General features: G+C 65.1%; 22 protein-coding genes. 8 read left to right on the plus strand and 14 right to left on the minus strand.

The genetic code is table 11. From position 1 onward, the window contains the following. Positions 1-316: 316 nt before the first annotated feature. Together AB0L58_RS30190 and AB0L58_RS30195 are read right to left on the minus strand one after the other, a co-directional pair. Positions 317-733, minus strand: a complete 417-nt coding sequence (locus tag AB0L58_RS30190; RefSeq protein ID WP_364391772.1) for a DoxX family protein — start codon at positions 731-733, stop codon at positions 317-319. A gap of 118 nt (positions 734-851) precedes the next feature. Next, complete coding sequence (locus tag AB0L58_RS30195; protein ID WP_364391774.1) at positions 852-1,715, minus strand: AraC family transcriptional regulator; 864 nt, start codon at positions 1,713-1,715, stop codon at positions 852-854. 53 nt (positions 1,716-1,768) lie between these two features. Here AB0L58_RS30195 and AB0L58_RS30200 point away from each other — a divergent pair, with 53 nt between their 5' ends. Beyond that, complete coding sequence (locus tag AB0L58_RS30200) at positions 1,769-2,248, plus strand: VOC family protein (protein WP_364391776.1); 480 nt, start codon at positions 1,769-1,771, stop codon at positions 2,246-2,248. Positions 2,249-2,286: 38 nt separating this feature from the next. On the opposite strand, the gene uvrB is transcribed toward AB0L58_RS30200, so the two are convergent. After that, positions 2,287-4,470 (minus strand): excinuclease ABC subunit UvrB, encoded by a 2,184-nt coding sequence (uvrB, locus tag AB0L58_RS30205; RefSeq protein WP_364391778.1) that lies wholly within the window; start codon positions 4,468-4,470, stop codon positions 2,287-2,289. 435 nt (positions 4,471-4,905) lie between these two features. Between uvrB and AB0L58_RS30210 the strand changes: the two genes are divergently transcribed. Together AB0L58_RS30210 and AB0L58_RS30215 are read left to right on the plus strand one after the other, a co-directional pair. Then, entirely contained in the window at positions 4,906-5,550 is a 645-nt protein-coding gene (locus AB0L58_RS30210) for a hypothetical protein (protein WP_364391780.1), read from the plus strand. Between the two features lie 76 nt (positions 5,551-5,626). After that, the gene (locus tag AB0L58_RS30215; RefSeq protein WP_364391783.1) at positions 5,627-6,151 is read left to right on the plus strand and encodes a DUF402 domain-containing protein; all 525 of its coding nucleotides are present in this window, start codon (positions 5,627-5,629) and stop codon (positions 6,149-6,151) included. A 9-nt stretch (positions 6,152-6,160) separates the two neighbouring features. On the opposite strand, the gene coaE is transcribed toward AB0L58_RS30215, so the two are convergent. Further along, positions 6,161-7,372 (minus strand): dephospho-CoA kinase, encoded by a 1,212-nt coding sequence (gene coaE / locus AB0L58_RS30220; protein WP_364391788.1) that lies wholly within the window; start codon positions 7,370-7,372, stop codon positions 6,161-6,163. 296 nt (positions 7,373-7,668) lie between these two features. Between coaE and AB0L58_RS30225 the strand changes: the two genes are divergently transcribed. Continuing rightward, entirely contained in the window at positions 7,669-7,881 is a 213-nt protein-coding gene (locus AB0L58_RS30225) for a hypothetical protein (RefSeq protein ID WP_364391953.1), read from the plus strand. A gap of 181 nt (positions 7,882-8,062) precedes the next feature. Continuing rightward, a complete protein-coding gene (locus AB0L58_RS30230) occupies positions 8,063-10,303 on the plus strand; it encodes an MMPL family transporter (RefSeq protein ID WP_364391790.1) in 2,241 nt (746 codons plus the stop codon). Here the strand turns inward: AB0L58_RS30230 and AB0L58_RS30235 are convergent. The 4 genes from AB0L58_RS30235 to rpsA form a co-directional block, all read right to left on the minus strand. Then, positions 10,290-10,922, minus strand: a complete 633-nt coding sequence (locus AB0L58_RS30235; RefSeq protein ID WP_364391792.1) for a TetR/AcrR family transcriptional regulator — start codon at positions 10,920-10,922, stop codon at positions 10,290-10,292. The two genes, AB0L58_RS30230 and AB0L58_RS30235, sit on opposite strands and share 14 nt — an antisense overlap. Positions 10,923-11,013: 91 nt before the next feature. Then, a complete protein-coding gene (locus AB0L58_RS30240) occupies positions 11,014-12,558 on the minus strand; it encodes an alkaline phosphatase family protein (protein ID WP_364391794.1) in 1,545 nt (514 codons plus the stop codon). Positions 12,559-12,720: 162 nt separating this feature from the next. Beyond that, positions 12,721-14,151, minus strand: coding sequence for an SPFH domain-containing protein (locus AB0L58_RS30245; RefSeq protein WP_364391797.1), 1,431 nt, complete (start codon positions 14,149-14,151; stop codon positions 12,721-12,723). Positions 14,152-14,286: 135 nt separating this feature from the next. Further along, positions 14,287-15,756 (minus strand): 30S ribosomal protein S1, encoded by a 1,470-nt coding sequence (rpsA, locus tag AB0L58_RS30250; RefSeq protein ID WP_040689126.1) that lies wholly within the window; start codon positions 15,754-15,756, stop codon positions 14,287-14,289. Between the two features lie 289 nt (positions 15,757-16,045). On the opposite strand from rpsA, the gene AB0L58_RS30255 reads away from it, so the two are divergent. Next, positions 16,046-16,894: a class I SAM-dependent methyltransferase gene (locus AB0L58_RS30255; protein ID WP_364391800.1), complete on the plus strand. Its 849-nt coding sequence runs from the start codon at positions 16,046-16,048 to the stop codon at positions 16,892-16,894. A gap of 5 nt (positions 16,895-16,899) precedes the next feature. Here the strand turns inward: AB0L58_RS30255 and AB0L58_RS30260 are convergent, their stop codons facing one another. After that, complete coding sequence (locus tag AB0L58_RS30260) at positions 16,900-17,481, minus strand: hypothetical protein (protein WP_364391803.1); 582 nt, start codon at positions 17,479-17,481, stop codon at positions 16,900-16,902. Between the two features lie 69 nt (positions 17,482-17,550). Next, positions 17,551-18,138, minus strand: coding sequence for a TetR family transcriptional regulator (locus AB0L58_RS30265; RefSeq protein WP_364391805.1), 588 nt, complete (start codon positions 18,136-18,138; stop codon positions 17,551-17,553). A 43-nt stretch (positions 18,139-18,181) separates the two neighbouring features. Between AB0L58_RS30265 and AB0L58_RS30270 the strand changes: the two genes are divergently transcribed. Next, positions 18,182-19,078 (plus strand): SDR family NAD(P)-dependent oxidoreductase, encoded by an 897-nt coding sequence (locus AB0L58_RS30270; protein ID WP_364391808.1) that lies wholly within the window; start codon positions 18,182-18,184, stop codon positions 19,076-19,078. 85 nt (positions 19,079-19,163) lie between these two features. Here AB0L58_RS30270 and AB0L58_RS30275 read toward each other — a convergent pair whose 3' ends face one another. The 3 genes from AB0L58_RS30275 to AB0L58_RS30285 form a co-directional block, all read right to left on the minus strand. Beyond that, positions 19,164-19,334 (minus strand): toxin-antitoxin system HicB family antitoxin, encoded by a 171-nt coding sequence (locus AB0L58_RS30275; RefSeq protein WP_364391810.1) that lies wholly within the window; start codon positions 19,332-19,334, stop codon positions 19,164-19,166. An 8-nt stretch (positions 19,335-19,342) separates the two neighbouring features. Then, the gene (locus AB0L58_RS30280; RefSeq protein ID WP_364391812.1) at positions 19,343-20,227 is read right to left on the minus strand and encodes an SPFH domain-containing protein; all 885 of its coding nucleotides are present in this window, start codon (positions 20,225-20,227) and stop codon (positions 19,343-19,345) included. An 83-nt stretch (positions 20,228-20,310) separates the two neighbouring features. After that, positions 20,311-21,675, minus strand: coding sequence for an FAD-binding oxidoreductase (locus AB0L58_RS30285; protein ID WP_364391814.1), 1,365 nt, complete (start codon positions 21,673-21,675; stop codon positions 20,311-20,313). Between the two features lie 71 nt (positions 21,676-21,746). Between AB0L58_RS30285 and AB0L58_RS30290 the strand changes: the two genes are divergently transcribed. Then, positions 21,747-22,640 carry a LysR family transcriptional regulator gene (locus AB0L58_RS30290; protein ID WP_364391817.1) on the plus strand — a complete coding sequence of 298 codons (894 nt, stop codon included), beginning with the start codon at positions 21,747-21,749 and terminating at the stop codon, positions 22,638-22,640. 2 nt (positions 22,641-22,642) lie between these two features. On the opposite strand, the gene AB0L58_RS30295 is transcribed toward AB0L58_RS30290, so the two are convergent. Continuing rightward, entirely contained in the window at positions 22,643-23,395 is a 753-nt protein-coding gene (locus AB0L58_RS30295; RefSeq protein WP_364391940.1) for an amino acid ABC transporter ATP-binding protein, read from the minus strand. Positions 23,396-23,634: the final 239 nt, after the last annotated feature.

Below are 23,634 nucleotides of genomic sequence, written 5' to 3' on the forward strand. Positions count from 1 at the left end.
GACACAGATTCATCCGGTGAATGCCGCAGGGCCTTTGCGACCTGGGCGGATCTAATTTCCGGGTCCGCGACTTGTGATCCATCACAATCGGCGCGAACGTTCTTGTCCCCCTGGGATATTCATCACATTTACCCGACCGCGACCGCTATACGACGGCAACGTCGGTTCGACCGGGACCGGAAAATCCTACCCGGCCGGGCCGACGCCATCCACCCGGTTCCGCAGTTACCGTGATGGGGCCAGGGCGATCCGGAAATGCCGACCACGCCTATACGGCGCACAATATCGGGCCGATCGGCACAAAATACGGTCGTATCTACAGGCCGGTGAAAAGCGGTCCGGTGATGGTCGATCCGAGTTCGTCGACATGCGCGAAGAAGGCGAACAACATCAGCGAGGCACCGGCGAGCGCGAGATCCTTGTTGAAATGGATCATCTCGCCCTGCTTGGCCTGCGGATCGGTCTCCCGCCAGAACTGGTGCATCAGGAATGCCGTCGGCAACAGCATGATCACCAGCAGCAGCGCGCCGAGATCGGCCCACACGCCGAGCAGCACACTGAGGCCACCGACCGCGAGCACGACACCCGCCGCCAGCACCGCGACTCTCGGCTGCGGCAGGCCGCGGCTGTGTGCATAAGCGGTCATCTCGTCGGTCTGCGTGAAATGCCCTAACGCGGAACTGAGGAACAACACCGAGAATAGAATCCGCCCGATCAACACCAAGACATCCATGGCTCATCCGCCTCTCCGCGTATTCAGGCCATACCAGTAAGTGACACTCGAGTTGGATACAGGTCCTGCGTCGAGTGCGCCTCACCTTTTGGGCGTACCCGACGAGTTACCCATGTACTCACGAAATCAGATGACCTTTCTGGGAGCGTAGCGAATTCTTGGCGTATTCCAGTGGAGCCATTCCGACCTCCGCGGTGAACTCGCGCGAGAAATGTGCCTGATCGAAATAACCCAACTCGGTGGCCAGCGCGGCCAGATCTTCGATGCGCCCGCGCGCGAGTAGATCGGCGCCGTCTTGGAGCCGGTATCGGCGCAGCACCCATTTCGGTCCGGCACCGACATACCACCGGAACATCCGCTGCAATGTACGGATCGGGATATCGAACCGATCGGTGACCTGATCGACCCGGGTCAGTTCCTGGTCCTGTTCCATAGCGGCGACGATGCGCAGCACCAATCGATAGTTGGGATCCGCCGCGGCCTGTCGGCCGATCAGGAAATCCTCGACTATGGTGCGGCGCTTGATATCCGAGGATTCGGCCAATACGCGGTCGGTCAGGCCGACGGCCTCCGGCAGCACGTCCGTGAGCGGCACGGCGGTGTCCCGGAACGCACCGACATCCAGTCCGGTGAACGCGCCGAATCCACCGGCGCGAAAGCGGGCGCCGAAAGTCTCCCCCACACCGCTGAGCTCCCGGACGAACTTCGTCGTGCAAACGCCGTTGACAAAACCGCCGGTGCGGGTTTCGGTGCGTTCGAAGGTGACGTTCACGCACGGGAACGGCAGCACCTCGGCGTAGTACGGCGGCCGACCGGTCAGATCCCAGCGCACCGACCAATACCACTCGACGAACCGCCCGACCTCCGGTCCGGCCGACAGCCGCGCCAACGACCGATGCCTGGCCTGCTCGTCGGGATGCAGGATGCCCTTCACATTGTCGGGCGTGGGCACCGGAACCGAACTGTCGGCTGCCCCGATCACGGCTGTCGCTTTCTTACAAGACCAGCTCGCCGCGCTCGACCAGGCTTATCGGCATGAGAGAAACAGCGAACACCGTGAACCCCATCGCCGACGGCTACCACTCCATCACCTGCTTCCTCGCGGTGCCCGACGGCAATAAGGCAATCGAGTTCTATACCAACGTCTTCGAGGCCGAGGTGATCAGCCGCAACGATCTCCCCGACGGCCAGCCCGCGCACGCCGAGCTGAAGATCGGCGACTCGACCCTGCAACTGGGCATGCCCATTCCGGACAACAATGTCCTGGCCCCCAATGGCGAATGGGTCCACACCTCGATCGTGCACTACTGCCCCGATGTCGACGCGGTCGTCGAGCGGGCCGTCGAGAACGGCGCCCGCAGTGCCGAGCAGCCGCAGACCTTTGTCACCGGCGATCGCTTCGGCGTGGTCATCGACCCCTTCGGCCACCGCTGGGCGGTACTGACCAAGGTCGAGAATGTCTCGCGCGACGAGGCCGAGCGCCGCGTCAACGAATGGCTGGCCACCCAGAGCTGAGCCATGCCGAGCCCGGCGGCGTCGAGAGACGCCGCCGCTCAACTCAACCCCGCGGCATCCATCCCGCGCAGTTCCTTCTTCAGATCCGCGATCTCGTCCCGCAGTCGACCGGCCAATTCGAACTGCAGCTCGCGGGCCGCATTCATCATCTGCGCGGTGAGTTCCTTGACCAGGTCGGCCAATTCGGCCCGCGGCATCGACTTGACGTCGCGTCCCTCGTACACCCCCGCGCTGACCGCCCGCCCCGGCTCGCCCTGGGCGCGGCGGCCACGGCTGGCATTGCGTCCGGAGCCGCCCACGGCGACCTCGCTGTCGTCGGCCTCCTGATACACCTGATCCAGAATGTCGGCGATCTTCTTGCGCAGCGGCTGCGGGTCGATGCCCATCGATTCGTTGTAGGCGATCTGCTTGGCCCGGCGGCGATCGGTCTCCTCGATGGCGTGTTGCATCGAGTCGGTGATCTTGTCCGCATACATATGCACTTCACCCGAGACATTGCGCGCCGCGCGGCCGATGGTCTGGATGAGGCTGGTACTGCTGCGCAGAAAGCCCTCCTTATCCGCGTCCAGGATCGCGACCAGTGACACCTCCGGCAGGTCGAGACCTTCGCGGAGCAGATTGATACCGACCAGCACGTCGAACTCGCCCAGTCGCAGCTGTCGCAGCAGCTCGACCCGGCGCAATGTATCGATCTCCGAATGCAGATACCGCACCCGGACGCCGAGTCCGAGCAGATAGTCGGTGAGGTCTTCGGCCATCTTCTTGGTCAGGGTGGTGACGAGCACCCGCTCGTCGCGCTCGGTGCGCAGCCGGATCTCGTGCAACAGATCATCGATCTGCCCCTTGGTCGGCTTGACGACCACCTGCGGATCGACCAGACCCGTCGGACGGATCACCTGCTCGACCACCTCACCACCGGCCTGGCCGAGTTCGTACGGCCCCGGGGTGGCCGAGAGATAGACCGCCTGCCCGATCCGTTCGGCGAACTCCTCCCAGGTGAGCGGTCGGTTGTCGATCGCCGACGGCAGCCGGAACCCGTACTCGACCAGATTGCGCTTACGCGACATATCACCCTCGTACATGCCACCGATCTGTGGAACGGTGACATGCGACTCGTCGATGACGAGCAGGAAATCCTCCGGGAAGTAATCCAGCAGCGTGGCGGGTGCGGACCCCGCCGCACGCCCGTCGATGTGGCGCGAGTAGTTCTCGATACCCGAGCAGAACCCGACCTGGCGGATCATCTCGAGGTCGTACTGGGTCCGCATGCGCAGCCGCTGGGCTTCCAACAGCTTGCCCTGGCGATCCAGTTCGGCCAGCCGCTCCTCGAGTTCGGCCTCGATATCGCGAACCGCCCGCTCCATCCGCTCCGGCCCAGCGACATAGTGTGTGGCCGGGAAGATCCGGACGGTATCGACCTGCCGCACCACATCACCGGTCAGCGGATGCAGGTAGTACAGCGCCTCGATCTCGTCGCCGAAGAATTCGATACGCACCGCGAGTTCCTCGTAGGACGGGATGATCTCGACGGTGTCACCGCGCACCCGGAACGAGCCGCGGGTGAAGGACATGTCGTTGCGGGTGTACTGCACGTCGACCAGCAGCCGCAGGAAGGCGTCGCGATCGATTTCGGTACCGACATCCAGCTGCACCGACCGATCCAGATACGACTGCGGCGTACCGAGACCGTAGATGCACGACACCGACGCGACCACCACGACATCGCGCCGCGAGAGCAGACTCGAGGTGGCCGAATGACGCAGCCGCTCGACGTCGTCGTTGATCGAGCTGTCCTTCTCGATATAGGTATCGGTCTGCGCGATATAGGCCTCGGGTTGGTAGTAGTCGTAGTACGAGACGAAATACTCGACGGCATTGTTGGGCAACATCTCTCGCAGCTCATTGGCCAGCTGCGCGGCGAGCGTCTTGTTCGGCGCCATCACCAGTGTCGGCCGCTGCAGCCGCTCGATCAGCCATGCGGTGGTGGCCGATTTACCGGTGCCGGTCGCGCCGAGCAACACCACGTCACGTTCGCCCGCCGTGATGCGGCGTTCCAGTTCGGCGATGGCCGCGGGCTGGTCGCCGGCCGGCCGATGTTCGCTGACGACCTGGAAGTGCCCATCGGCCCGCTCGATCTCCCCGACCGGCCGGAACTCCGAATGTGCCAGCGGGGTGCCCCGGTCCTCGTAGCCTTCCGCCGGGATTTCGGTTGCGAATGCCATGGTCACCAGCCTAGGCGCAGGCACCGACAGATTCTGCGGCCCGGCGGATCCGTCGCTGCTTTGCCTGTCACCGGGTCACGATCGGCGTACGCTTTTCGCGATATGACGCACCAGCCCCGCACCAGGGGCACATCCGCAATCGGTTACCTGTTCTATAGGACAGGTAAACGGACATTAATGTCCGTTGCCGCAACGTAATTCGTCAATTTCTCAGCATCGGCGAACCGGCCGCAGCAGGTGTAGCCTGGGTTGGTTGTCGGACTGAGGATGAGGCCATGAGCGAGCGTAGCGAGCGGTCCATGAACACAGCCGCGAGAGCGGTCATGTCGGAGCCGAGCGTCAGCGAGGTGGAGGCATGAGCGAGCGTAGCGAGCGGTCCATGAACACAGCCGCGAGAGCGGTCATGTCGGAGCCGAGCGTCAGCGAGGTGGAGGCATGAGCGCTCTGATTCCATTGCTTGCCGCCGCGCCCGCCGTGACCGGTATCGCCGGTTACGTCGCACGTGACCTCCGGGGGATCGCGCCCCTGATCCAGCCAACTACCACTGCCGCCGCACCGGGATCACCGATGACCACGACCCAACTGAGACCGAAGATCGAACATTTCAATATCGCCGAACTAACCATGACCGACCCCAAGGGTTTCGTGCGCCCGATCGACCGCGTACACGTCGAACCATGGGGTCTGTACGTCGCCCGCACCGTCAACGGTCCACGGATCCAATACATGGAGACCTGGCTGCTGCCCGAACTCTGGTTGCGCGTGACGATCGCGCACTACCAGCCCGGACATCACCGCGACCTCGACTATTGCCTGCACATCGGCGAGTACACCAGGATCGAGCCCAAGCGCTGGAAGTCCATGGACCAGTACCTCGAGATCGCGGTGCGCCACTCCCGCTCGGCCGAACTGCGCGGGGTGGATGATCTGCTGGCCGCCCATTCGGCCGGTCTGATCGATACCGCACACGCGCATCGCGCCCTGGACCGAGCGACAAAGGCGATGGAGGGCGTGGCCGCGCACGGACACGAGGTCGAGCCCTGGCTTGCCACCAAGGAGATCACCCTGACCTGGATGTAGCCCGATCCAGCGGAGAGTCTGCCCAACCGCTGCCGTACCACTCGACGGGACGGCAACGGCGGTAGATTCTGTTTGCATGACACAGGCACCATCAGTGGACGTGCACAGGCCCAAGGTCGAGTACTTCAATCTCGCGGACCTGACGAACACGGACCCGAAGGGCTTCGTCCGGCCGGTCGAGCGCTACTGGACCGAGCCGTGGGGTCTGTACATGGCGCGGACCTCGGATCATCCGCAGTTCCACTACATCGAGTCGTGGCTGCTCCCGGAACTCGGCATTCGGGTGACGATCTTCCACTACCACCCCGCGCACCGACGCGATCAGGACTACTATCTCGACCTCGGTCAATTCGCCCAGGTCGATCCCAAGAGGTGGAAGTCGGTGGACCACTACCTCGATATCGTGGTGCGCTCTGGGCGCGAAACCGAACTGCTCGATGTGGACGAGTTGCTCGCCGCGCACACCGCAGGTCTGATCACCCTCGCCGAGGCCAAGGCCGCCATCGAACACGCCTCCATCGCGATCGATGGCATCGCCGCCAACGACTACTCGCTGGACCGCTGGCTCGCCACCCTGGATATCACCCTGACCTGGCTGTAGTACCGCCGCTCAGTCTTCGACGCGGTCGCGCCAGGCCGCGGCGCGTGTGTAGGCGGCGTCGAACCATGGTTCCTTCACATCCAGATACGCCAGCGTCGCCGCCTCGCCGGTCAGCCCGGCCGCCTTGGCCGCACCCTCGCGCTTGACCTCCAGATACTCCGCGCGTGCCGATGCATCGGCACGGAGCCAGTCCCGGAAGAGCAGTGCGAACTCCTGTCCGGGCGAACCCGCCACCCGGATATGCACATTCGCCAACCGCCCCGGATCGGCACTCTGGTGAAACCGCTTGGCCCACAGTGCCGTATCGCTGCCATTCGGATCCGCCGCCGTCGGCTTCGGATTGTCGCCGGTGACATCCGGACGCACCGGAAAACCCGCCGCCCCCAAGGCATCTCGCAGCCCATCGGCGGCTGTCAGATTCGCGACGGTGATCTGCACATCGATCACATCCTTGGCGGGCAGTCCCGGCACCGCGGTCGAGCCGATGTGGTCGATTCGCGATGCCGCCGGGCCACACGCCACCCACAGCCGGGCAATGAGCCTTTGCGCCTGTGTCGCCCACTCCGGATCGGCGGGTACGATGCACAACTCCTTGCGCCGCGCCGGTGTCGCGGCGCGCAGGTTCTCCTCGAATGGCACCAACCGTTGCGACCACAACTGCCGAACAATCGGATCAATGGCGCCCGGCTCGCCGCTGTTGTCCAACAACACATCCGCGACCGCGTGGCGTTGTTCATCGGTGGCCTGCGCCGAAATACGCGCCCGAGCATCCGATTCGGAAACGCCACGGAATTCCACCAATCGGCGTATCCGAGTTTCCGCGGGCACATCGACGATCAATACAAGATTCATCAGCGGGGCGAGACCGTTTTCCACCAGAAGTGGAATATCTTGAACAAGAATCGCATCCGACGGCGCGGCCGAAATCAATTCCGCGGTTCGTTTACCGACCAATGGATGGACAATGGAATTCAGCGTCGCGCGGGCGTCGTCGCTTCCGAATGCCTTGGCCGCCAGCGCCGGCCGGTCCAGACCGCCGTCGGCGGCGAGGATGTCGGGGCCGAACGCCGCCACCAACGCCGCAAGACCTTCGGTACCCGGCTCGACGACCTCCCTGGCGATCACATCGGAGTCGATGATCACCGCACCTAGATCGGCGAGAATCCGCGCCACCGTCGACTTGCCCGCTCCCATGCCTCCGGTGAGGCCGATCCGCAACATTCGACCAGTCTCGCATCCGCGATGTCGCGGCGAACCCAACCCCCTGCACGCACAGCTCACCCAATCGGCTCGAATACCCACTCGCGGCGCACATTCCACCATCTGAAACACCATTTGCCCGATCCGTGACTGGGCCGAGACCATCTCGCAACATTTCCGGTCGATTCCCGCACCGGGACCACAACTTTCCGACACGCCGAGGCAATTACTTCCGCAAAATACTGTGCCCATGACTTTCGTTCGACTAATCTTCGCCGTGGCGATCCAGGCCAGTACCCGCAAGCAAAGGAACACCATTGGGCACCAAAATCAACCGGGCGGGTCGCCACCGCCTGGGCAAGGTGGGGGGCATGCATTGCATCAAGCACCCCGCCGTCGCGGCCGCGCTCGCGGAGCACCGCCGCTCATGGTTCACCGCTTTGATCAGCCCCGCCCGGCACAGCTTCGCGGCCATGCGAAAACGATCCGCTGCCGCGACTGCGTACTGGGCGCCTGCGACCGCCAGCTGATCTCAGCCGCCCATCTGGCATAGACCTCCGGTGACCCAGCCCCACCAGGGACTGGGTCATTTCGTGCTGCCGTCAGCACCCACACCTTCCTGACAGTCACTTGCACTTCCTGTGCGGCGCTTCTTAGGATGGCGGAAAATATCTGAGAGTGACTCTCAGGTTGCATCCTTGTGGAGGGGCAATGACGCAGCTGACCGCAACGGGGACGGAGCTGTCCGCGTCCACGGGCACCGGAAAGCTCCGCGCTATCGGCCGCTGGGGCGTGCTGATGGCCCGCCATCGCCACATTGTGCTCGGCGCCTGGCTGCTTTTCGCCGTCGCGTGCGGATCGGCCTACCCGGCACTACACGACCGTCTCAGCACACCCGACTATTCGGTCCCCGGATCCGAATCGGTGACCGTCGATCACCTTGTCGCCGAACACTTCGCACGGTTCGGTATCGAACAGGACCTCATGGTCTTCCATTCCGCGCAGCGCACCGTGGATACGCCGGAAATTCGCACGGTCATCGATCGGGTGCTGGGCACCACCCGTGCCACCGCGGGCGTGGCCGGTGCGATCGGCCCGTTCGAAGGCAATGCCGCGGCCCAGATCTCGGCCGACCGGCACACCGCCTTCGGCATTGTCGGCATCAATGGCGAAACACCGGAGCGCGTCGCGATCGCCCAGCAGCTGAAGTCCGAATTGTCTGCCGCGTCGGATTCCAGCGTCTCGGTCATGATCACCGGGTTTGCGCCCGCACAGGCCGATCTCATCGAGATCGAGACCGCCGATATGCAACGCGCCGAGGCCATCGGGCTGCCCGTGGCGACCGCGGTGCTGGTACTCGCCCTCGGTGCGGTGGTCGCGGCCACCCTGCCCATTACGGTCACCGCGGCGGGCATCGCGGCGGCCGTGGGCGCGCTCTTCGGCCTGACTACCTTCCTCACCTTCGATTCACTGGCGCTCTCGGTGGCCACCATGATCGCCACCGGCACCGCGATCGACTACGCGATGTTCATCGTGAGCCGGTTCAACGAGGAGCTGACCCGGTGCGGTGTGCGCGATCGGCGGTCGACACCGGCCATCGCGGCGGCCGTCGGTACCGCCATCGATACGACCGGGCGCACCGTTCTGGCCTCGGGATTCATCGTGATGATCTCGCTGTGCGCGCTGTCGGCAGTCGGGCTGCCGATGCTGAACGGCGTCGCGATCGGTGTGGTGGTCGCCGTCATCGCCACGCTCATCGCGGCCTTCACACTGTTGCCCGCGCTACTGGCGATGCTGGGTCCGGCGGTGAATCGCGGTGCGCTGCCGGTCCGGCTGCGACCCGCCGAGGTGCGGTCCGCGGCGGCATCGAGCGCTTGGGCGCGGTGGGCGCATACCGTCATGGGACGCCCCGCGCTCTTCGGCGCGATCGGGGTCGGCCTGTTACTGGCCGCGGCGGCCCCGATCACCGGCATCCGGTACGGCGTCGATATGGGCCTCACGTCGCTGGCGGATCGGCCGACCGGGCAGGCGACCGAACTCATCGAGGACAATTTCGGTCCAGGGCTGCTCGCACCGATCGAGGTGGTAACCACCGGTCCGGATAGCGGGCGGCTCGGTGCCGAAACCCGTTCCGATGCGGATCGATTCATCGCCGAACTGTCCCGTGACCCGCGCATCGCCACGGTGCTGCCGCAGCAGGCCGACGGCCGGATGCTGGCCATCGTGGTGTCCAAGGCCGCCTTCGATTCGACCGCCGCCTCCGACCTGGTCTCGGATATCCGTTCTCGCGCAACGGCTCTCGATGGCATCGAAGTTCGAGCCGGTGGCACTTCGGCGGCGTTCACCGATGTGTCGCATCGGATTACCGCCCGATTCCCGTGGGTGATCACGCTCGTATTGACCGTTTCGCTGGCATTCCTGATCGTGGCCTTCCGCAGTATCGTGTTGGCACTCAAGGCAATACTGCTCAACCTACTTGCCACGGGGGCCGCGCTCGGCCTGACCGTCGCCGTATTCCAGTACGGCATAGGCGAATCCGCGTTGGGCTTCCAAAGCACCGGATTCCTCCAGGTATATCTGCCGATGCTGGTATTCGCCGTATTATTCGGGCTATCCATGGATTACGAAGTATTCCTGATCCGGCGAATGAAGGAACGCTGGGACGAAACCGGCGACAATACCGCCGCGGTCGCGGATGGACTACAACGCACCGCCCGGCCGATCACCGCGGCGGCCGCCATTATGGTCGCGGTTTTCGCGAGCTTCCTGACCGCGAATGTATTGGAGCTGAAGCAGATCGGGTTCGCCCTCGCCGTGGCCATCACCATCGACGCACTGTTGGTTCGGCTAGTGCTGGTGCCCGCATTCATGCAGTTGTTCGGCCGGTGGAACTGGTGGCTGCCGCGCATCGGCGGGCAGGCGGCGGAAGCGGTCGCGACTACCGGAACATGACCTCGATCGAATCGATGACCGAGCCGATCGCCTTCGTATAGATATCCTTCAGCGGTTCGGTGAATTCCCCGGCGGCCCAATGGTCCAGGGCCGCAACACATCCCCACACGCCGAAGGCGGCGGCAACTCCCAGCGTCAGGTCATCGGTATCGCGGCCGATCCGTTCGGCGAACAGCACCCGGAATTGGTCGGCCATATCCCGCATCTGCCTGGTCTGCCCGTCCTTGATCTCCGGGATCGTCGCCACATACCGTAGCCGCCTGCGGATCCGCCGCTCCGATTCGTTGGTCAGCAGCGATTCGATCAGCCCCGGGACGATCAACCGCGCGATGCGGATGAGTTCGACGGGTTCGACGGTATCGCCGCCACCCGCCGTCCGCAGCACATCCAGCACCCGCGGATCGGCCTCGTCATAGAGGACGAGCATCTCCTTGGTACCGAAGTACCGGTACACCGAACTAGGCGATACCCCAGCCGCCGCCGCGACCCGCTCGACCGTCACATTGCGATATCCGTGCTCATCGAACAGATCCAGCGCGACCTGCTGGATGCGGCTCATCGCCTCGATTTTCCTGCGTTCCCAGGCGGTCGCGGGGAACTCCACGGCGGAATCGGACATCAGGGCAAGAATACCCGCGGCCTAATCGGGCGCTGCCGGACCTCGTCCGTCATCAGTCCTTTGCGCTTGGGAGCGCAGGTGAGGCCACCGCTTACCCCCGCACGATGCCACTCGGCCGGCGCCGCGAGCCGGGCTGCTGGGTCGGCATCTGGTTCGGCGGAACCGGATACGGCACACCCGAGGTCGCGGTACCCAGTGCGACATTCGGGCCGCACTGGGCGATCGCGGCATCCATCTTCGGCTTCGGATCACTGAGCACCGGCTTGGCCGCATCAGGAGTCGAACCGAAATCAAAGGCCGAGGTCATATCGCCGGTGACGCTGCGGCGCCAGCGCGTCAGATTCGGCACCTCGACGCCGAAGCGGGTCTCCAGCAGCCGCAGCTGTGATGTGTGATCGAAGGTCTCCGAGGCGACCAGCCCGCCGCGGCTGTACGGCGAAATCACCAGACCGGGCACGCGATACCCCAAACCGATCGGACCCGCGATACCCTTCGACGCCTTGATCCCATCCAACGGCACGGTGACGTATTCGCCCGGCGTGCCCGCCGGTGCGGTCGGCGGGGTGACGTGGTCGAAGAAGCCACCGTTCTCGTCGTAGCTGATGATCAGCGCGGTCTTCTCCCACACCTTCGGATTGGAGGTGAGGATATCGAGCAGTTGCACGATGCCGTACGCACCGAAGGCCGCGGGCAGCGCGGGATGTTCGCAGTTGATCAGCGACGGAATCACCCACGACACGGCGGGCAGCGTGTCATTGGCGACATCGGCTTGAAAGTCGTTGGGATACACCGGCGCCAGACCGCGCCGAGCCAATTCGGAATTCGGATCCGCGGATTGGGTGAAGCAGCCGAGCATGCCGTCCAAGATCACCGAGGACAACGGACCGACATCGCGGTTGTTGTAGATCTTCCAGCTGACGCCCGCCTCGGACAGGTTCTCCGGGAAGGTTCGCCAGCTGTAGACGTGTTGCGGGATCAGTGTGGGCGTCTCCAGCAGCGGCCCGCCCGCCATGCCGTCCGGGTCGATGGTGGCGCTGATCCAGTACAGCCGGTTCGGGTCCGTGGGACCGAGGACCGAGCAGTGGTAGTTGTCGCAGATAGTGAACGCATCGGCGAGTTCGTGGTGGATCGGAATGTCCTCGGGCAGGTAGTAGCCCATGGCCGCGGGTGCGTTGGCCGGGCCGACACTGGCGATGGACATCGGCATCCACTGGTCGTTGGCGCCGCCGTTCCAGGCCTGGTGCATACCGCCCCAGCTGTGGTCCGGATCATTGATGCACTCGCCGTCGAGGGTTGCACCCCGGGTGGTGTCGAGCCGGAACGGATTCACGAAGCCGTCCGGGGTCGGACCGACACCGGGCGACCACCCGTACTGCTGCCAGGCTTTGGATGCCTCGCCGAAGCCCCGCACGCCGGACATGGTGCCGAAATAGTGGTCGAAGGAACGGTTTTCCTGCATGAGCAGCACGAAATGCTCGATATCGCCGAGGCCACCGGTGCCGGCCGGATCGGCGGCGTAGGCGCGTTCGATGATCGGATCGGCCCAGGACGCCAATGCGCCCACCGCTCCGGCCGCGGCGGCTTTCGCCAGGAACCGCCTACGGTTGAGACCGCTGAACGGACTCGCTGCGCACATGCGTACTGTTCTCCCTCGTCCGAGCTGATTCGTCCGGCTCGATCTTGCCAGTGGGCTACCGACTCGCCTGCACCCTATCGCCGAGTCGAGCACACATTCCGACAAAATTGGTCGATTGTCCAATTTATTGCTATCGAAGGTTCACCTGAGCCGAACGCGGAGCTACTCGTCGAGCTCGGACCGACCCTCGCGCACCGGCCGTGCCGCCGACCACGCCTCGAGCACCCGCGTCAACTGCCCGATCAGCGCGGACAACCCGGACAGATCCCCGCCGAGTTGGTACGTCGTCAGCTCACCGGGCGTCGGCAACTGCGCGACGATCTGCGGCAGCGAATCGACCAGTTGCGCCTGCGTGGCGGCCGCCGAGCGGTGATTCGTATTGTCGATCCGAATCCGATCCCGTTCCAGATCGAGCAGGGCGTCATCATGTGCGGCCCGCGCGCGCCGGGCCGCGACCGCGATCTCACCGTCGAGTTCCAACTCCCGCAATTCCAGCTTCCTGCGCAGGTTTTCGGCCTGTTCGGCATGTTGCTCACGCGCCAACCGCAGGGCGTGCAGTGCGGTCTCCTTGGCGAGATCGGCTACCGTGCGCTGATCGTCGTGCTCACGGGTGGTGCGCCGCAGCTGTTCCGCGGTCTCCCGATCGAACCGCGCGGCCTCGTTGCGCGCCCGCAATTCGGCCAATTCCCGCTCGTTCTCGATCCTGCGTTCCTCGGCGACCCGATTCGCCTCGGTTTCGCGGGCCGAAAGTACTTCCTGCGCAGCGAGCTCCGCGAGGCGAGCGATCTGGTTCTGTTCGCTGCGGTAGGGTTTCTGCAGATTCTCCCACAGCGTCGAGGAGCTGACGACCGCCTCCTTGATCTGCACCGTGACGATGCGCAAACCGAGCCCACGATCACTGTCCGCCTTGGCATTTCGATCGGCACTGCCCTCGGCGACCGCCCGCAGCCGTGCGGTCAGCTCCTCGATGATCGGCTGCTTATCGCTGAGCACATCGCGCACCCCCATCGTGGAGACCTTGTCCTTGATGGCCGCCTCGGCCTGCTCGCGTAGCTGAATATTGACCAGCCGCATGGGATCCTCGGCATCGGAGAAGTCCAACTTGCGATAGGCGGTGGCGAAATCCTCGATGATCCACTGCACATAGCCCTGCACCAGCACGCCCTGCAGTTCACTGCAGATGCAGTAGGCATTGATGAGAATCGTCTGCATCGCACCCGGCACAACGAGATACGAATCCGTGGCGGGGTTGAAGCGGAAGGACACCCCGAGACCGATGTGCAGCGGTTCGCCGCGACCGCGGCGGGTGTGCACGACGAAGGCATTGGGCGGCACCAAAACCGTTTGCCAGCGCCAGAATCCGGTGACCCGGACCTCCACCGGGCCGGGTCCACTGCCCTGCGCTGACGATCCGACTCGATCGGCTCGCTTGGCGATCGCGCCGCGCGGCGCCGGACCGCCCGGCGCCACCGGTGCCCCGGCGAACGCCTGCGCGGGCGCGGCGGGTTTGCGGCTGCGCAGGTCACCCTCCAGCGCCGCCTGCTGCGCCACCACTTGGTCGAGATAGTCGTTCTTGCCCGGATTGCTCCCCATGTCCGGGCACACTACCGGCGAATCCGGTGAACTACCCGGCGAATTCAGTTGACGCACAACCAAGTCGCTCGCATGGCGAGCGACACGAAGGCCCCGGTCCAAACGGACCGGGGCCTTCGTTAATGCTCTACCGAATCAGGCGTTGCCCGAGAGCTTCTCGCGCAGGGCCGCGAGCTGGGCGTCGCTGGCGAGCGAACCGCCGGCGGGCTCGGCCTGGCCGGAGGAGGCCTGCGAACCGCTCTCGGAGGAGTAGTTGCCCGACGCGCCGCCACCGTTGGCGGCCTCGGCCGCGGCGTCGGCCGCCATCTTCTCCATCTGCGCGGTGTGCATCTTGTGGCGACGCTCCGCCTCGGCGTAGCGGCCTTCCCACTCTTCGCGCTGCTTGTCGAAGCCCTCGAGCCACTCGTTGGTGTCCGGGTCGAAGCCCTCGGGGAAGATGTAGTTGCCCTGGTCGTCGTAGCTGTCGGCCATGCCGTACTTCGACGGGTCGAACTCGGCGTGGTAGTCCTCGTTCGCCTGCTTCAGCGACAACGAGATCCGGCGACGCTCCAGGTCGATGTCGATGACCTTGACCATCGCGTCGTCGCCGACCGCGACAACCTGGTCCGGGACCTCCACGTGGCGCTCGGCCAGCTCGGAGATGTGCACCAGGCCCTCGATGCCCTCTTCGACGCGCACGAACGCACCGAACGGCACCAGCTTGGTGACCTTGCCCGGCACGATCTGGCCGATCGCGTGGGTGCGGGCGAACTGACGCCACGGGTCTTCCTGGGTCGCCTTGAGCGACAGCGAAACCCGCTCGCGGTCCAGATCGACGTCGAGGACCTCGACGGTGACCTCGTTGCCGACCTCGACAACCTCGGACGGGTGGTCGATGTGCTTCCAGGACAGCTCGGAGACGTGCACCAGACCGTCGACGCCGCCGAGATCGACGAACGCGCCGAAGTTGACGATCGAGGAGACCACACCCTTGCGGACCTGGCCCTTCTGCAGCTGGTGCAGGAACTCGCTGCGGACCTCGGACTGGGTCTGCTCGAGCCAGGCGCGGCGGGACAGCACCACATTGTTGCGGTTCTTGTCCAGCTCGATGATCTTGGCCTCGATCTCCTTGCCGACGTACGGCTGGAGGTCACGGACCCGGCGCATCTCGACCAGGGAGGCCGGGAGGAAGCCGCGCAGACCGATGTCGAGGATCAGACCGCCCTTGACGACCTCGATGACGGTGCCCTTGACGGCCTCGTCCTTCTCCTTGAGCTCCTCGATGGTGCCCCACGCCCGCTCGTACTGCGCCCGCTTCTTCGACAGGATCAGGCGGCCTTCCTTGTCCTCCTTGGTGAGAACAAGAGCCTCGACCTCATCGCCCACGGAAACGACCTCGTTGGGGTCGACATCGTGCTTGATGGAGAGTTCGCGAGAGGGGATGACGCCTTCGGTCTTGTAACCGATGTCGAGCAGGACCTCGTCGCGATCGACCTTGACGATGGTTCCTTCGACGATGTCGCCGTCGTTGAAGTACTTGATCGTGGCGTCGATGGCGGCGAGGAAGTCCTCGGCGGAGCCGATATCGTTGACGGCTACCTGCGGCGAGGTGACGGTGGTGGGCATGTGTCGGTTTGCTCCGGACGGATTGTGGTCGGTTGCGGACATTGGAACTTTCGGTACGCTGCGATCTCACCGCGATGACGCGACGTGACGGACATAATGAACGTACCGCACGCAAACGCTTGTGAAACTCAGCACGGGTCTCCTGTTACATCAGTACAGTTGCCGTCGCAGACTGTTACTGCAATGACACCGGTACGGCAGTACCCAAGACACTCAGGCGTTCAGCGTACGCGACCTTGGTCCAGCCGGGCAAACCGGTCCCGACGCCACGCCGGGATAGTCTTGCGGCGTGTCGGAAGATCGCCATGCGCAGGCAAACGCACTGCTCGGGACCACCGCGACCGCGCGGACCAGAATCGGCTCGGCCGCCAGTCAACGGGCCAGCCGCTGCTGGTGGGATGCCGATGCCGACGCGTATCACCAAACCCACGCCGACTTTCTCGGCGTCGATTCCCCCGAGGGCGAGTTCATCTGGTGCCCGGAGGGCTTGCACGAGGGCGATATGCATTTCCTCGGCGAGGTCGCGGGTAAGCGGATCCTGGAGATCGGATGCGGATCCGCACCGTGTTCGCGCTGGTTGGCCGGACAGGGGGCGCAGCCGATCGGGCTCGATCTGTCCATGGGGATGCTGGCACGCGGACTCGCGGCCATGACGCGCGGCGGCCCACAGGTGCCATTGGTGCAGGCGGGCGCGGAGGCGTTGCCGTTCGCCGATGCGTCCTTCGATCTGGCGTGTTCGGCCTTCGGCGCCGTCCCGTTCGTCGCGGATTCCGAACTGGTGATGCGCGAGGTTGCCCGAGTGTTGCGACCGGGCGGTCGCTGGGTGTTCTCGGTGAACCATCCGATGCGCTGGATATTTCCCGACGACCCCGGGCCCGCCGGTTTGACCGCCTCGATCCCCTATTTCGACCGCACACCCTATGTAGAAGTCGACAGCGATGGCTCGCCGACCTACGTCGAACATCACCGCACCATCGGCGATCGGGTGCGCGAGATCGTTGCGGCCGGCTTGCTGCTCGATGACATCGTCGAACCGGACTGGCCGGAATGGCTGGAGCGGGAGTGGGGTCAGTGGAGTCCGCTGCGCGGTGAGTTGTTCCCCGGCACCGCCATCTTCGTCACCCACAAACCGACATAACCGCGTCAGAACCCCGGCAGGGCCGCGAAGTTCGGATCGAGACGGGCGGCGGGGCAGGTGTATGCGACCCAACGGCGCGCGCGTGCGAGCGGATGATCCGGAAAGCGCTCGTCCCAGCGCAGGTCATCGGCCGCGTTATAGGGCAGCGCGCCTTGCAGACCGGGCGCGTACGGATGCGGCGGGTACATATTGTCGAAGCCGATCTCCAGTGCGAGTACCGCCTCACGAATTCCGGTGGTGCCGGTCTCCGGGCAGAGAATCTGCAGTACTGCACTGCAATTCGCCTTCGGCACGGTGAGCGAGGCGGCGAAGACCAGACCGGTCGGCTGATCCGGCAGCCGCATCTTCTGCAGCCGCAGCAGTGCGGGTTGCGAATCGATTCCGACGACGAAGGCCTCGATGAGACAACCACTTTCGGCATGGATCTCGGCTAGCCTGCGGCGCAGCGTAACCAGGTCCATCAGCGGCGCGGGTAAATCGGGTATCAGATCGAAGTAACTCAACTGCACGATGTCGCCCGTGGCGGGATCCCGCCACGCATTGCTGTCGAGCTGCTGCAATCCGCTGGTGTCGAACGAGATTGGCACCCGATCACGCTACCCGGCGGTGCGCTCAGGCAAGCACGGACGCGTTCGGCACCTTATGCCGTGGCGGAATCAGATACCGGCCGAACGGAATTCGTCGAGTAGTGCGGCACGTGCGGTGCCGATGTGCGAGCCGAGGTCACCGCCGGTGTGCAACCAGATCTCGTAGCCCGCGAAGAAGCAGGCCATGCCGACCTTCGCCCACAGCAGCGGCCGCACATCGGTGCCCGCCGCTACTCCCATCCGGCCCGCGAGGTGTTCGGCGACAAGGGATTCCACCGCATTTCGCTTGGCAAGCTCGCGGGCCTGCAGGGCCGGGTTGCCCGCGATCAGCGCATCGCGGGCGCGCGCGTCGGCGAGACGGTCGGCAAAGCGATCGACCAGCGGGCCGATGACCGCCGCCATCGTCGCCTCCGGGGATTCGTCGGCTGGGCGGTCGGACAGCAGCCGGGCCAACTCCGCGCGATGCTCGTCGTCCTCGGCGAACAGCAACTCGTCCTTGCTCGCGTAGTAGCGGTGCAGGGTGCGCGTCCCGACATCGGCCTCGGCGGCGATATCCGCGACGGTCACGGCGTCGTACCCGCGCTCGACGAACAACCGCAGCGCGGCATCGGCGATCGCCCGCCTGGTCCGCTCCTTCTTCCGATCCCGCAACGACACCCGAGCATTGTCGCACAGCGCGCCATATGGCACACTCTGCCATATGACAACAAGTGACAGAACTGTTGTGATCACCGGCGGCACCAGTGGACTCGGCCGGGAATGCGCCAAAGCGCTCGCCGCCGATCCGCGGTGGACAGTCGTCGTGACCGGACGCGATGCCGATCGGGCCAAGACGGCGGCCGCCGCCATCGGCGCGCGGGCAGCAACGCTCGATCTCGGTGCACTGACCTCCGTCACCCATTTCACCGAAGAATTCCGCACGAGCGGACTACCGCCGCTGCACGCGCTGGTATGCAATGCCGGACTGCAGTTCACCCACCGCAGCTACACCGAGGACGGCGTGGAGGCCACCTTCGGCGTCAACCATCTCGGCCACGTCGCCCTCGTCCAAGCGCTGCTCGACGACCTGATCACGCCCGCGCGCATCGTCTTCGTCACCTCGGGCACACATGATCCGGATCAGTTGACCGGCATGCCCGATCCGCTGGATACCAATGTCCGCGCGCTCGCCTACCCGCCCGAGCCGACCGAGTCCGCGCAGCGGGACGGCCGTCGCCGCTACAGCACGTCCAAGTTGGCGAATCTGCAGACCACCTACGAATTGGCTCGGCAGTTCGCGGCGCGCGGCATCACAGTCAATGCCTTCGATCCGGGATTGATGCCGGGCACCGAACTCGCCAGGGATGCCGGGTCAGCGGCACAACTGTTGTGGCGCACGGTCGCTCGCGGTCTGGTGCTATTGCCCGGTGTGAATACACCGCGCCGATCCGGCGAGGATCTCGCATGGCTGGTGACCGATCCGTTACTTGCCGAGACAACCGGCCAGCACTTCGTCGGCCGCACTGCGAAACCGTCGTCGAAGGCGTCCTATGACCGCCGCGCGCAACATGCGCTGTACGCCGACAGTCTCGAACTCCTCGGCGAACTCGCGCGCTGACACATCGTCGGATGCGAATACCGACGATGCCGAACACCCGTGGGCATTCGGCATCGTTGCGGTAGAGCCTATTTCGCTATTCCGGCTACTCCTCGGCCGGTTTCGCCTTCGGGTTGCGACCCGCTTGTTTCAACGCGAGGCGCAGTGCGTACTCGATCTGGGCATTGATACTGCGCAGATCGTCGGCGGCCCACTGGGCAATGGCCTCGTGTATCGCCGGGTCCAGGCGTAGCAGGATCTTCTTGCGCTCGGCCATGAGGCGACTCAGGAGTAGAGCGAGCCGGTGTTGACGACGGGTTGGGTGGCACGGTCGCCGCAGAGGACGACCAGCAGGTTGGAGACCATGGCGGCCTTGCGTTCCTCGTCGAGTTCGACGACGCCCTGTTCGGCGAGCCGGTCCAACGCCAGGCGAACCATACCGACCGCGCCCTCGACGATGCGGGTGCGCGCGGCGACCACCTGAGCCGCCTGCTGCCGCACGAGCATGGCCTGGGCGATCTCCGGCGCGTAAGCGAGGTGGGCGATCCTGGCCTCGATGACCTCGATGCCCGCCAGATCGGTCCGGTCCCGCAGTTCGACGGTCAATTCCTCGGCCACCTCGGCGCCGTCGCGCAGACTGGTCGTGTTCTGGTCGTGCGCGTCGTACGGGTGGGTCGTGGCCAGATGCCGCACGGCCGCCTCGGACTGGGTCTCCACGTACTCCTCGTAGTCGTCGACCGAGAAGGCGGCCTTGAAACTGTCGACCACCCGGTAGACCACGACGGCGGCGATCTCCACCGGATTGCCGTCGGCATCGTTGACCTTGAGCTTCTGGGTCTCGAAGTTGCGCACCTTCAGCGAAATGCTGCGGCGATCGGTGAGCGGTACCACGGAGTAGAAGCCGGGTTCGCTCAGCGAGCCGATGTAGCGGCCGAAGAATTGAACGACCTTGGCCTCGTTGGGATTCACCACGGTGAGCCCGGTGGCCAGCAGCAGTAGCACGACCACGACAACGGTCGCGATGATCGCGCCGACCAAGGCGGGCACGTTGTCGTTGTGCGCGGCCGTGGCGTATCCGGCGATGGCACCGCCACCGATCAGGAGCGTGAGGACAAACCACGACACCAGCACGAGAAAGCCGTTGACGTGGACCGCCGAACGAAACTTCATGACATCCTCCGAGTATCAAAGTGATATCACTAAGATAGCACCGAACCACCTCGGGTGATAGCCGCTCGGGGCGGTCGCGGCGATCAGTTCGCGGGTGCGATATTGCGGTTGAAGCGGAACATATTGCGCGGGTCGTGCTTGGCCTTCAGTGCGGCCAGCCGGGCGTAGGTGTCCGGCGCGAAACCACCTCGGGTCTGCGCCTCGTCGGCGGCGGCACCCGCCCCGTAGAGGAAGTTCAGGCTGTGGCCGACGGTCCACGGCGCAAGTGCCGCGCGCACCACCGCATGGTCCTCGGGTGCGGCGGCACCGGCATCGGGTCCGGGCATCGTGATGACGCGAACGATGTACTCGGCATCCCGGTTGTCCACGGCAATCCCCGCGGGACCACGCGCGCCGAGCGCACCGCCGAGGTGGCGGATATCCACCACCGCTCGAATCGGTGATTCGGGTCCGGTGGCAGTCAGCAAGGCCGACAACGTATCTCCCGTGAGCTCACCGAGCAGCGCATTGGTGGCGGCGTAGGCATGCGGGTGGTCGGGATCGCTGTGGATGGTGTGCGATTCGGTGTACGGCATGGTCCGCAGGTCGTCCTTCAAGCGATCCCCGATTGCGCGCAGCGGCGCGACCAGGCGCTCGCCGTCCTCCGCGGATCCGTTGTAGGCGATCCGGATCGATGCGACATAGCGCCCGCGCAGTGGTTCCGGAATCTGTGGAATGGGCGGGAAGGTCATCACGGTGACCGTCGACGTCAGCTCGTCGGGCAGCGTTGCGGTCCAGTCCTTCCAGGCCGCCAGGGCCGGCTCGACCAGTGGGGTGTCGAAGACCAGCTGACCACCGTAGACACTGGCGACCGGCACGAGTTCCAGTTCCAGCGCGGTCACCACGCCGAAGTTGCCGCCGCTGCCGAGCACCGCGCCGAAGAGTTCGTCGCCCGGAGTCAGCGTGCGAACCCGACCGTCGGCCGTGACGATCTCGATGACGCGCACATGTTCGGCGGCATAGCCGAATTGCCGTGCCAGCAGGCCCAATCCGCCGCCGAGGCTGTAGCCGACGACCCCTACCGACGGCGATGATCCGTTCAGCGGCGCCAGCCCGTAGGGTGCGGCCGCCGCGACCAGTGCGCCCGCTCGCACTCCCGCACCGACGCGGGCGGTGCGGGTCTGCGCGTCGATCCGAATATCGGTCATCCGGCGGGTGCTGATCAGCACACCGCCGTGCGCGGCGACCGAAAGTCCGTGCCCGGTGGCCTGGACCGCAACCGGAAGTCCGTGGCGCGCCGCATATTCCACCGCGCTGCGCACATCCTCGGCGTGCGCCGCGCCGACGACCAGCGCGGGGCGGTGGTGGTATGCGGCCTGGAAACCGGATATCTCCTCGTCATATCCGGTGTCGCCAGGCTCGAAGACCGGGCCGGTGAAGGTGTCGATGATCTGTGCGGTGTTTCCCATGCAATAGACGATGCCGCCCACCGCGTCAGAAGTACAACAGATAGTTCTTCTCGTACCTATAATCAGCAGTTATGGAATTGCGCCAACTCCGCTACTTCGTGACGGTGGTCGATGAGGCCAACTTCACCCGCGCCGCCGCCCGATTGCACCTGGCCCAGCCCGGACTCAGCGCGCAGATCCGCCAGCTCGAACGCGAACTGGGACAACAGCTTCTGGATCGCGGCGGCCGCTCGGTGACCCTGACCGAGGTGGGCGCGGCGGTGCTACCGCATGCCAGGGCCGCGTTGGCGGCGAGCGAGGCAATAACCGCGACGGTGGACGAATTCACCGGACTGCTGCGCGGACACGTCCGCGTCGGATGCGTGTCCGGCGCCGCAGCCGAGGAATTCGATATCGCCTCGGTGCTCGCGGATTTTCACGACGACCACCCACAGGTCGGCATCAGCCTGACCGAGGACACCTCCGAACGGATGCTCGCGGCGGTGCAGCGCGGTGAACTGGATATCGCCCTGGTCGGGCTGACCGGCGCGCAGATCGGTGCCGATATCGGCATCGATGTCGTGCTCGATACGCCGGTGGTTGCGGCGGTCGCGCCGGGCGGTGCACAGCGTGCGGCGATCACGCTCGCGCAGTTGCGCGAGCACCCACTGATCTGTCTACCGCGCGGCACCGGGATCCGAGGCGTCTTCGATCGCGCCTGTGCCGCAGCGGGATTCGAACCCGGAATCGCCTTCGAGGCCGCCGCTCCCCCGCTACTGCTCCGGCTCGCCGCCCGCGGCCTCGGCATCGCGGTGGTGCCCGCGCTGACGACCGAGGAAGCCGCGGCATTCGGCGTGCGGGCGCTGCCGATCACCGAACCGGAGCTGCGCGGACAACTCGCGCTGGCGTGGCGGCGCGATCGCCCTAGCAGTCCGGCCGCGAAAATCCTACTCGGACAACTCCGTATCGGCTTGGGTGGCCACTGAATTCAGAGCAGCCGCGACAGGAACGCCTTGGTGCGTTCATGTTTCGGGTCGGCGAGCACCTCGCGTGGATTACCCGCTTCCACGACCACACCGCCGTCCATGAACACCAGCTGGTCGGCAACCTCACGGGCGAAACCCATTTCATGGGTGACCACCACCATCGTCATACCGTCGGCGGCGAGTTCGCGCATGACCCCGAGCACTTCGCCGACCAACTCCGGATCCAATGCCGAGGTGGGCTCGTCGAAGAGCATCAGCTTGGGATCCATGGCCAGCGCGCGGGCGATCGCGACGCGCTGCTGCTGGCCGCCGGAGAGCTGGGCGGGATAGGCATTCGCCTTGTCCCCCATGCCGACCCGGTCCAGCAACTCGTGCGCACGCGACACGGCGTCCGCCTTGCGGATGCCTTTCACCTGGATGGGCGCCTCGACAATGTTCTCCAGCGCCGTCCGATGCGGGAACAGGTTGAAGTGCTGGAACACCATGCCGATATCGCGGCGCTGCTTGGCCGCATCGCGCGGATGCAATTCGTAGAGTTTGCCGCCCTTTTCGCGGTAGCCGATGAGATCGCCGTCGACGTAGAGCCGACCCGCATTCACCTGCTCGAGGTGGTTGATACAGCGCAGGAAGGTCGACTTGCCCGAACCCGACGGCCCGATCAGACACAGCACATCCCCGCGTCCGACCTCGAGCGAAATACCCTTGAGCACCTGCAGCGCACCGAAGTTCTTGCACACCCGATCCGCGCGGATCATCGGCTGCGCGGCGTTCGGCTCTACCTTGTCAGTCGTCGCGCTCATGCCTGCACCTCGCTGGCGCTCGGCTCCAGCATGACCGCGAAGGCGGCTGTGTCTATTGTTCGCTCGCTACGCTCACTCATGCCTGCACCTCGCTGGCACTCGGCTCCAGCATGACCGCGAAGGCGCTGTGTCTATTGTTCGCTCGCTACGCTCACTCATGCCTGCACCTCGCTGGCACTCGGCTCCAGCATGAC

Source organism: Nocardia sp. NPDC052112 (genome assembly GCF_040680135.1).
In the GTDB taxonomy this organism is placed as follows: Bacteria; Actinomycetota; Actinomycetes; order Mycobacteriales; family Mycobacteriaceae; genus Nocardia.